This is a genomic window from uncultured Hymenobacter sp. (assembly GCF_964243305.1).
GTDB lineage: Bacteria > Bacteroidota > Bacteroidia > Cytophagales > Hymenobacteraceae > Hymenobacter.
Genome location: NZ_CAXTEF010000046.1, coordinates 6,203 through 15,848 on the forward strand (window position 1 = coordinate 6,203; position 9,646 = coordinate 15,848).

9 protein-coding genes are annotated in these 9,646 nt (G+C 65.9%); all 9 read left to right on the top strand.

Going from position 1 to position 9,646, the window contains the following annotated elements; translation table 11 throughout:
• The first annotated feature begins 333 nt into the window (after nucleotides 1-333).
• Nucleotides 334-1,248 (top strand): AraC family transcriptional regulator, encoded by a 915-nt coding sequence (locus ACFE70_RS18165; RefSeq protein WP_375419203.1) that lies wholly within the window; start codon nucleotides 334-336, stop codon nucleotides 1,246-1,248.
• A gap of 821 nt (nucleotides 1,249-2,069) precedes the next feature.
• Entirely contained in the window at nucleotides 2,070-3,056 is a 987-nt protein-coding gene (locus ACFE70_RS18170; protein WP_375419204.1) for an amidohydrolase family protein, read from the top strand.
• 173 nt (nucleotides 3,057-3,229) lie between these two features.
• Entirely contained in the window at nucleotides 3,230-3,904 is a 675-nt protein-coding gene (locus ACFE70_RS18175; protein WP_375419205.1) for a (2Fe-2S)-binding protein, read from the top strand.
• Nucleotides 3,905-3,908: 4 nt separating this feature from the next.
• Nucleotides 3,909-4,889 (top strand): FAD binding domain-containing protein, encoded by a 981-nt coding sequence (locus tag ACFE70_RS18180; protein WP_375419206.1) that lies wholly within the window; start codon nucleotides 3,909-3,911, stop codon nucleotides 4,887-4,889.
• A 16-nt stretch (nucleotides 4,890-4,905) separates the two neighbouring features.
• Entirely contained in the window at nucleotides 4,906-7,197 is a 2,292-nt protein-coding gene (locus ACFE70_RS18185) for a xanthine dehydrogenase family protein molybdopterin-binding subunit (protein ID WP_375419207.1), read from the top strand.
• Nucleotides 7,198-7,528: 331 nt separating this feature from the next.
• On the top strand, nucleotides 7,529-7,786 hold the full coding sequence (locus ACFE70_RS18190) for a hypothetical protein (protein ID WP_375419208.1): 258 nt from the start codon (nucleotides 7,529-7,531) through the stop codon (nucleotides 7,784-7,786).
• A gap of 135 nt (nucleotides 7,787-7,921) precedes the next feature.
• Nucleotides 7,922-8,167 carry a DUF2798 domain-containing protein gene (locus ACFE70_RS18195; RefSeq protein WP_375419209.1) on the top strand — a complete coding sequence of 82 codons (246 nt, stop codon included), beginning with the start codon at nucleotides 7,922-7,924 and terminating at the stop codon, nucleotides 8,165-8,167.
• Between the two features lie 48 nt (nucleotides 8,168-8,215).
• On the top strand, nucleotides 8,216-9,202 hold the full coding sequence (locus tag ACFE70_RS18200) for an amidohydrolase family protein (protein ID WP_375419210.1): 987 nt from the start codon (nucleotides 8,216-8,218) through the stop codon (nucleotides 9,200-9,202).
• A gap of 203 nt (nucleotides 9,203-9,405) precedes the next feature.
• On the top strand, nucleotides 9,406-9,646 hold a 241-nt coding region (locus tag ACFE70_RS18205; protein WP_375419211.1), incomplete at its 3' end, for a hypothetical protein.

Consider the following 9,646-nt stretch of genomic DNA (forward strand, 5'->3'; position numbering starts at 1 on the left):
AGACCCCGGCCGCCAAGAAAAACCAATGACCAGGAAGCTGCGGCTCCTCATCCGAGTAGCCCCATGAACCCCGGCCTGGCGCTGCCTACCCATCCACTCGCAGGCCCGCGCCGCCAAAGCGAAATGGCACGTCAAGCCGGGGCGCGGAGCCGCTTTGGAAGAAAGTGCGCAAGGGACTCTGCGAGCCGACAGCACCTTTCTGAGCTTCACGCGCGGCCACCCGCAACAGTCCGCGCCCGGTACGAGGGACGGCTTACGTAGCTGGTGATGCGTTTTTGACAGTGGCACTCAAGCGGTACACTGAGCATCACCGACTAATTGATTTTTCAACTTATGCAGTCCAGCGAGTCCCTGACCCATTTTCACCAAACTTACCTGCAGGCATACCTGCCGGAAGTGCCGCAGCCCTTCGCCGTGTTTCCTATTGCCACCGGGGCTGATGGGCCAAGCCTGCCTTACGACCGCCGCGATTTTTACCAAATCAGCCTGTACACGGGCGGCACCACGCAGATGCGGTACGCCGGGCACACCCTGCTGGTCGAGAGCCCGGCGCTGCTGCTCTACAATCCGCGCGCGCCCTACGCCTGCGCCCCGCTCACCCCGCTCACGGGCTTCTGCTGTTTGTTCACGGCCGACTTTTTGGCCGGAATAGGTCCCGCGGCCCCGTGGCAGGAATCGTCGCTGTTTCTGCCGGGCACCAGCCCGGTATTTCTGCTCACCGACGAGCAGTGCGCCTTTCTTACCCACCTCTTCCAGCAGATGCTGGCCGAAGCAAATTCCTCGTACCGCTACAAGCTGGACTTGCTGCGCACCCACGTGCAACTGCTGCTGCACGAGGCCCTGCGGATGCAGCCCGACCTGCCCCAGCGGGCGGATGCCCCGGCGGCCAGCCGGCTGGCCGGGCAGTTTTTGCACCTGCTGGAGCAGCAGTTTCCCATTGCCTCGCCCGCGTACCCCCTACCCCTGCACACGGCCGAAGCCTTTGCGGCGCGCCTGCGGGTCCACGTCAACTACCTGAGCCGGGTGCTGCGCGAGGTCACGGGCCGGCCGACAAGCGCCCACCTGGCCGGGCGCATCGCCCAGGAAGCCAAGATGCTGCTCCAGTATTCCAACTGGCCCATCGCCGACATTGCCGAAAGCCTCGGGTTCGCGGAGCCTACTTACTTCAATCATTTTTTTCGCAAGCACGCCGGCACCTCGCCCAATGCCTTCCGGCAGCAAGCCGTCCAGCAGTCCCTGATTGGGTAAACCCGGTCGGTGCTGACCTACAAATTCCGGGGGAAGATTGCTCGCCGACCTGCGATGGCCACGCGAACAATATATCAAAAACATGCCGTACACGAGGATTCTACGATTCTACGCTTCCCGTATCCGATAAGCCACCCCTGGCGCCGCTGCTTCCAGCAAGTCGGTAGCCGCTCGAAGCCAGATACCGGCTTCGGGTTGAGTTGATAGGGAGCTGGCGCTAACCTGGCACTGCCCAAAAACAAGGGGGTAGGAATTTACGTGAGCCGCTCCCTGGCCAGCCACGGGGAGAACCTTCTTGGAACAAGCCCAAGCGACGGCTAACCCATCGGAAATGGATTAGGCGCGGCCCTCTTGTTCAGCAAGCTCCACGGCGTGGCGGGTGAGCACGAGGGCGGCCAGCCCGAAAACACGAAGAGGACGCGCCCGGCTGTTCGCCATAACCTGACAAAAATCAGCACCGGTGTTGCGTTTCGTCAGGTAGTGGGCGGGGGCGGGCCGCTAGTTTTGAAGTATTGCCCCCCAATACTATTCTGGACGCTTATTGCCGACGTTGGCGGCGGCCGTTCCGGGCCAATATGGGCGGCGAGAGCTGAGCTGGCAAACGGATACATAAACAACAGTCAAGTGGTTGGGCGAGGCAGGCTTAGCGCTCCGTTCGTTAGCCAGGCAGTGGGTTCCGCTGCCGGTCGGCTGCTTTGTTGCCCGCGGGCTAGACCCTAGGCCTGCCTTACCGCTGCCCGTGCAGCAGGCCCGGCGGGCTGAACGCCCGGGGCGCCCCGGTTTTTCGAGTTTCACCTCCAACCACTCCCCAACAACCTGCTATGGCTCACTCTTCACCGGCTGCCCACCGCCAGTTGACTGGCATCATTGATGTACACGCGCACGCCATCCTGGACGTGGGGGCCGCCGCCCCGATGCCGACGCAGCCCCCCTGGTCGGTTGACCGCGCCCTGGCCCTGATGGACGCCAACGAAATAGCCGTTTCCATCCTCTCCGTCCCGTATGCCGCCGCCGCCGCCAGGGGCGCGAAAGCCAACGACATCGCCCGGCGCGTGAACGAGCAGCTGGCCGCTATTGTCGCGCGCCATCCCACCCGCTTTGGGGCGCTGGCCACGGTGCCGGGGAGCAGCATGGACGGCACGCTGCACGAGATGGCTTACGCCCTCGACACCCTGAAGATGGACGGCGTCAGCACGTCCACGAGCCTGAACGACAAGTACCTCGGCGATGCGCTTTTTGACCCCTGGTTTGAGGAGATGAATCGCCGCCGGGTCACGCTCCTGGCGCACCCCACCGTGGCAAAAGCGTCGTTGCCCATCGACCTGGGCGTCAACGTCGCCGTGCTGGAATTCATGTTCGATACGACCCGGATGCTGACGAATATGGTGTTCACGGGCGCCAAAAAACGCTTCTCCAACATCCGGATAATTTCCACGCACGGCGGCGGCACGGTGCCCTACCTGCTCACCCGGATTCAGAACCAGGAACAGGTTTTCGGACCCGGCGACGGCCGGGTGCCGCTTTCTACTGAGGAGGTGCAGGCAGGGTTTGCGTCCTTCTACTACGACCTCACGGCCAGCACGTCGGCGGCGCAGCTCTACGCGCTGCAGCAGCTGGTGCCCGCCTCGCGGCTGCTGATGGGCTTCGACAACCCGTTTATGCCGCCCACGACGTTTGCGCCGGCCCTGGCCGACGTGGCGCGCTGGAAAGGCTTCTCGGACGCGGACCTGGCACTGCTGGCCCACGAGAATGCGGCGGCGCTGTTTCCCGGCGTGGCCGAGCGGCTGGCCCACCAACTAGTGGCCTGAGCGGGCGCCCCGGCTTGTTTCATCTTTCTTCACTGGGTGGGGCCTTGCCAACTGCCTATAGACCAGTAGGCCGCGGCGTTGGCTATTTACCCTGCCTCTACCCTGGTGCGGCGCGCCTCCCGCGTCTTCTTGCTTGCTTATTAACTGATTTTAACTCTGCAACGGCCCCACTTATGCCCACGCCACCGCCCCATCTGCCGCCCCTTGATGACCAGCCGGTGCCCCCAACGGCTGAGCGGCGTGACTTCCTCAAGCAGCTTTCTACGCTGGCGGCCCTCTCGCTCGTCCAGCCCGTGCAAGCCATGCAAAACATCGAAGCCTCCCCCGTCCCTACCCCCCTGCTGGCCGACGACTCCGCGGCCCGCCTGGTGCCGGTCACGCTGCGCATCAACGGCCAGACCGTGCAACGCACGATTGACACGCGCACCACGGTGCTGGATTTGCTGCGCGAGCAGCTCGGCCTGACCGGCACCAAGAAGGGCTGCAACCAGGGGGCCTGCGGGGCCTGCACGGTGCACGTCAACGGCCAGAACGTGAACAGCTGCCTGGCTCTGGCCGTGATGCACCAACACCAGGACATCACGACGATTGAGGGGCTGGGCTCGCCGGAGCAGCTGCACCCCATGCAGGTGGCCTTTATCGCGCACGACGGCTTCCAGTGCGGCTACTGCACTTCGGGCCAGATCATGTCGGCCGTGGCGGTGGTGCGCGACGGCCACGCCCGCACCGAAACCGAAATCCGGGAGCTGATGAGCGGTAATATCTGCCGCTGCGGGGCCTATAACGGCATTGTGGCGGCCATGCAGAGCGTGGCGGCCGGCGGAAAAGGCCTCACCCAACGCCGCTAATCCCATGAAGCCTTTCGACTACCTCCGGCCCAGCACCTTGGCCCAGGCAATGGAAATGGGCCGCCAGCCCGGGGCCCTGTTCGTGGCCGGCAGCACCACGGCCGTCGACCTGATGAAATACCAGGTCTGGCAGCCCCAAACGGTCATCGACATCAGGGGCCTGCCGCTCAAAAGCATCACATTCAAGAACAACGTGCTTACGCTACCGGCCCTGGAAACCATGACCGAGGCCGCCTACCATCCGGCCGTGGTGAAAAACTTCCCGGTCGTGTCGCAATCCTTGCTGCTGGCCGCCTCGCAGCAGCTGCGCAACGCCGCCACCGTGGGCGGCAACCTGCTCCAGCGCACCCGCTGCCCGTACTTCCGCGACCCCAGCTACCGCTGCAACCGCCGCGAGCCCGGCGCGGGCTGCGACGCCATCCCCGGTGTGAACCGCAACCACGCCATCCTGGGCGGCAGCGCGAGTTGCATTGCCACCCACGCCTCCGACCTGTGCGTGGCCCTGGTCGCCCTCGACGCCCAGCTGGTCCTGCAGGGCGTGGGCGGGGAGCGGGTGATTCCGCTCACCCAGCTTCACTTGCTGCCGGGCACCACCCCCGAAAAAGAAACTACTCTGCAGCCCGGCGAGCTGATTACCGCCATCCGGCTAACGGCCTCCGAGGCCACGCGCCGCTCGCGGTACCTGAAGGTGCGCGAGCGCAACTCCTACGCCTTTGCCCTCGCGGCGGCGGCCGTGGGGCTGGACGTGCGCCGCGGCGTGGTGCAGCGCGCGCACCTGGCGCTGGGCGGGGTGGGCACCGTGCCCTGGAAAGCGCCCCAGGCCGAAGCCTTCCTGCAAGGCAAAGCGGCTAACCGGGAAAATTTCACGCAGGCCGCCCGGCTGGCCGTCGCCGGGGCCGCGCCCCAGTCCGACAACGCTTTTAAGATTGAGCTGGTCCAGCACGTGCTGGTGCAAGCCCTGGAAGAAACCGCCGCCCTGGCTTGAGCCCCAACCAGCTACCATGAGCCCCCAACTGCTAAGTCCCCCACTGCCCAACCCCGCCGCCGGCCTGCTGGTCGGCCAGGGCGTTGACCGCATCACCGGCCCCGTGAAGGTGACGGGCCGCGCCCGCTACGCCGGCGAGACCATGCCCGCTGGCACAACCTACGGCGTGTTCGTGCTCAGCACCATTGCCAAGGGCGACCTCACCCACCTCGACACCGCCGCCGCCGCCGCCGTGCCGGGCGTGGTGGGCGTGATGACGTCCGCGAACCTCCCCCCGATGGGCGCGCTGGTGCCCCTGGCCAACGGCGGCACCACGGTGCTGCTGCCCCTGCGCGACACCCGCATCCACTACGCCGGCCAGCCGATTGCGCTGGTCGTGGCCGACACGCTGGAAAACGCCACCTACGCCGCTTTTCTGGTGCGGGCCCAGTACCGCGCCGAAGAAGCCAACACCGACATGGAGAAGGGCAAGGCCCGGGCCCAGCCCACGGGCAAGGCGGCGGCCCGCGGCAATGCCGCCCAGGCCCTGGCCGCCGCCCCGGTCAGGCTCGACGTGACGTACCGCATTCCCATCGAGCACCACAACCCCATCGAGCCAGGCAGTACGCTGGCTAGCTGGGACGCCGCCGACCGCCTGACGGTGCACGCCGCGTCCTCGGGGGTGAAGGGACTGCAGCAAACCCTTTCGCGGACCTTCAACCTGCCGCTCGAGAACGTGCACGTGGTTTCGCCGCTGGTGGGCGGCAACTTTGGCTGCAAAAGCGCCTGGCCCTACGTGCTGCTCACGGTGGCCGCCGCCCAGCTCTTCCGGCGCCCGGTAAAGGTGGTCAACACCCGCGAGCACGAGTACACCGCCCACGGCTACCGGGCCCAAAACGAGCAGCGCTACCGGCTGGGGGCCGACGCCCAGGGCAAGCTGCTGGCCCTGCAAATCGACGTGCACAACAACACCTCCGAGGCCGACAGCTGGTTTTCGCCGGCCGTGGTGGACATCCCGGCCATGCTCTTTTCGTGCCCCAACGTGCAGGTCCAGGTCCACATGGTGCCCCTCAACTACCCCATGCCCACGTTTATGCGCGCGCCCGGCGAGGTCGAGGCCGCCTTTGCCTTGTCGTCGGTACTGGACGAGCTGGCTGCGCAAGTCAGGCGCGACCCGCTGGAGCTGCACCTGCTCAACTACGCCGAAAAGGACGAGGACAAGAACTTGCCCTGGTCGAGCAAGGAGCTGCGCGCCTGCTACCAGGCGGGCGCCGACCGCTTCGGCTGGAGCAAGCGCCCGCTCACGCCCGGCACGCTCAAAGACGGGCGGCTGCACGTGGGCTGGGGCATGGCCGTGGCCGTTTACCCGGTGAACATGGCCCCCTGCCAGGCCAAAATCCGCTTCCAGGCCGACGGCCGGGTGCTGGTGCAGTCGGCCGTGAACGACGTGGGCACCGACGCCTACACCATCATCGCCCAGGTGGCGGCCGACGCGCTGGGCATCCCGCTGGCGCAAGTGGCGGTCAGCGTGGGCGACTCGGCCCTGCCGCCCGGCCCGGTGGCAGGTGGCTCGCGCACCACGGTCAGCGTGTTGCCCGCCGTGCTGGCCACGGCTCAGAACCTGGTCGGCCAATTTGTGGCCCTGGCCGTCAAGGACCCGACCGGCCCGCTTATGGGCGTGCAAAAAGAAAAGGTGGCCCTGCAAGGCGGCCGGCTGGTGAACACCGACGCCCCAACCAAGTCGGATTCCTACGCCGAGCTGCTGAAGCGCGGCAAACTGCCCTTTCTCGACGCGCAGGACGAATTCATGCCGCCCGGCATGGGAGCCGCCGAGCGCAGCCAGATTGAAACGGGCAGCTCGCCGGTCATGGGGCCCGTCATCAACGGGCGCGCGGCCTATTCCTGGGGGGCGGTGTTCGTGGAAGTCAAGGTGGACCCGTTCATCGGGCAGCTGCACGTCACGCGCGTGGTCGGGGCCTACGACGGCGGGCGCATCATCAACCAGAAAACCGCCGACAGCCAAATCCGCGGGGGCATCGTGTGGGGCATCGGCATGGCCTGCACCGAGGCCACGGTGACGGACCACCGCCTGCACCGCTTCGTCAACAACAACTTAGCCGACTACCACCTGCCCACCCAGGCCGACGTGCCGCACATGGAGCTGGAGTTTGTGCCGTGCACCGACAACTTCGTCGGGCCCCTGGGCGCCAAAAGCGTCGGCGAGTTGAGCATCACGGGCCTGGCGGCGGCCATCTGCAACGCCGTGTACCACGCCACGGGCAAGCGCATCCGCGAGTTGCCCATCACGCCCGACAAGCTGCTGGCATAGGGGCCGGCCGGGGCCACGCGGGCACCGGAGCCGCCGCGGTCCGCTACTCGCTAACGCCACGGCCTGCTCCTGTCCTGCCGCTTGGCCCGCCTTCTTTTGGGTGGGGCAGGCTCGCCTTTCGACGTGGGGGCACGTTACCACAACCATTGGACTGGCTACCCTAATGCTTGCGCAGCAGGGCCGCGCTACCTGCTGGTCAGCAACTTCTGCCGGGCGGCGGCCATTATCACCCCGCCTGGCCGCACTGCATGGCGCCGTTTAACTGAAGGCCATGCCGCCGGGCCGACACTCGCCTCAAAATGTATGTAAAGCTTTTTAATTCAAGGCAACGATGAGCAAGATGTTGATGAGAGTGCTCGGCGACAACAACCGGGAGCTGGCCACCGTGCTGGCCCGCGTGGAGCAGGAATGCCCGCAGCTTTACAACGACTCGTCCGATACCTGGGTAACGGACGAGCTAGAGGAGCGCCGCTACACCCTGCTGCTGGGCATGACCTACCTGAGCCGGCTCCAACGGCTGCTGGACCGCGAGGTGAGCCCGCCGCGCGCCGCTGATAGCCGCGGGGCTGACTGTGCCCCGCTACCATAATCCCCGCCGGCCGTTGCCGCCCCTGGCCGGCGGCCCACCGCGCCTTACTACCCCGGATATGAGCACCGAACTGCTGCCGACGGCCCCAGTCGCAACGCCTTCAACTGCCTCGCCAGCCTTGGCGGCCACCATCGCATGAAACTCGACTTCAAATACCGGTCGGCGCTGACTGCCGTCAGCATGGCCGTGACGATGAGCCTGCTGATGGGGCTGACCCTGACGCTAGTCAACGTGGGCTGGGGCCCGAAATTCTGGAGCAGCTGGTGGCATTCGGTCTGGATTGCCAACCTCGTGGGCATCCCCGCTTCCGTGCTGCTCTCGCCCCCCATCGCCCGGCTGGCGGGCTGGCTGACGCCAGCCAAGGGCCCGGCAGCGGCCTGAGGGCGTCGTGATTCAGCAAACCAATCCCTACCCCCCCCACCCCCTGCCATGAGATTTATCGGACTGGAAGAACACTACTGGGACGCGAAAATTACGGACGCGCTGCACCGCCTACCCCCCGACCAGCGCGACGACAGCGTGGAAATGTTCCAGACCGGGCCGCTCTCGCCGCTGCTGCTGGACCTGGGCGAGGACCGCCTGCGCCAGATGGACCTCCTAGCGCTCGACATGATGGTGCTCTCCGTAACGGCCCCCGGCACCCAGATTCTGTCGCCCGCCGAGGCCGTGCCGCTCGCCCGCCAGGCCAACGACGCGCTGGCTGCCACCGTCAGGGCCCACCCCGACCGCTACGCCGGCTGGGCCACGCTGCCCACCCCCCACCCCCAGGCGGCCGTAGAAGAGCTGGAGCGCGCGGTGCAGGCGCTGGGCCTGTGCGGGCCCATGCTGCACGGGCGCAGCGGCGACAAGTACCTCGACCACCCCGATTTCCGGCCCCTGCTGGCCAAGGCCGCCGCGCTGAACGTGCCCATCTACCTCCACCCGCAAATCGCGCCCCGGCCGGTACGGGCGCTCTACTACGACGGCTTTGACGCGAAGATGAGCGCCGAATTTGCCAGTAGCGGCTGGGGCTGGCACATCGAGGCGGGCGTCACGGCCCTGCGCCTGATTGTGGCCGGCGTCTTCGATGAGCTGCCGAACCTGCAATTCGTGCTCGGGCACTGGGGCGAGACGCTGCTTTTCTTTTTGGACCGGGCCAACGAGATGTCGCCCTTGATGAAGCATAAGAAAACCGTGGCCGAGTACTTCCGCCAGAACTTCTACGTGACCGGCAGCGGCATCGTCAGCACGCCCTACCTGCTGAAAGCCGTGGCCGTGCTCGGGGCCGACCGGGTGATGTTTTCCACCGACTACCCCTTCCAGCTTCACCCCGAAGACCCAGACCGCAAGTTCATCGAAAATGCGCCGCTGCCCATCGAGGACATCGCCAAAATCGCCCACGGCAACGCCGAGCGCCTGCTCAACATCAAGCCTTAGCGCGGCCCCTGGCCCGACTAAACGCCGGCGTTTTGGCCCCCCGATTATTGCCTCTCTCTTTTAACCAACTCCATGAGCCAATTGAAGGGGTAGTGCAAGAGTAAGAACAGAAATTCCCGTTAGGACGAATGCGTTACACTTTTACTGAGCGTAATGTCTCGCGAAACGGGCCTACTAGATGTATCACATCGGCTTCCGACCGCGTGACGCGCCCGTTGGCGACTTCGCAGGCAATAAAGCGTCCCTGGGCATTGCGGGCGGAGCCGGCCTGTGTCATTGAAGGCACGCGCGCCGAGTTCGGGCAGCCAGACGGGGCCACCACACCCGCGAAATTAGAAATCACCGCCCGCTACGTCGCCCCCCGCTGGTATTGCCTGGAACTCGGCGCTGGGCTGGAGGAGTGGCACAAGTCTGGCATCGAATTGTTCGATTTGCAGGTCTTTT

Coding starts and splice junctions, on each gene's coding strand:
- ACFE70_RS18165 (WP_375419203.1), top strand. CDS start 334: ATGCAGTCCAGCGAGTCCCTGACCCATTTTCACCAAACTTACCTGCAG.
- ACFE70_RS18170 (WP_375419204.1), top strand. CDS start 2,070: ATGGCTCACTCTTCACCGGCTGCCCACCGCCAGTTGACTGGCATCATT.
- ACFE70_RS18175 (WP_375419205.1), top strand. CDS start 3,230: ATGCCCACGCCACCGCCCCATCTGCCGCCCCTTGATGACCAGCCGGTG.
- ACFE70_RS18180 (WP_375419206.1), top strand. CDS start 3,909: ATGAAGCCTTTCGACTACCTCCGGCCCAGCACCTTGGCCCAGGCAATG.
- ACFE70_RS18185 (WP_375419207.1), top strand. CDS start 4,906: ATGAGCCCCCAACTGCTAAGTCCCCCACTGCCCAACCCCGCCGCCGGC.
- ACFE70_RS18190 (WP_375419208.1), top strand. CDS start 7,529: ATGAGCAAGATGTTGATGAGAGTGCTCGGCGACAACAACCGGGAGCTG.
- ACFE70_RS18195 (WP_375419209.1), top strand. CDS start 7,922: ATGAAACTCGACTTCAAATACCGGTCGGCGCTGACTGCCGTCAGCATG.
- ACFE70_RS18200 (WP_375419210.1), top strand. CDS start 8,216: ATGAGATTTATCGGACTGGAAGAACACTACTGGGACGCGAAAATTACG.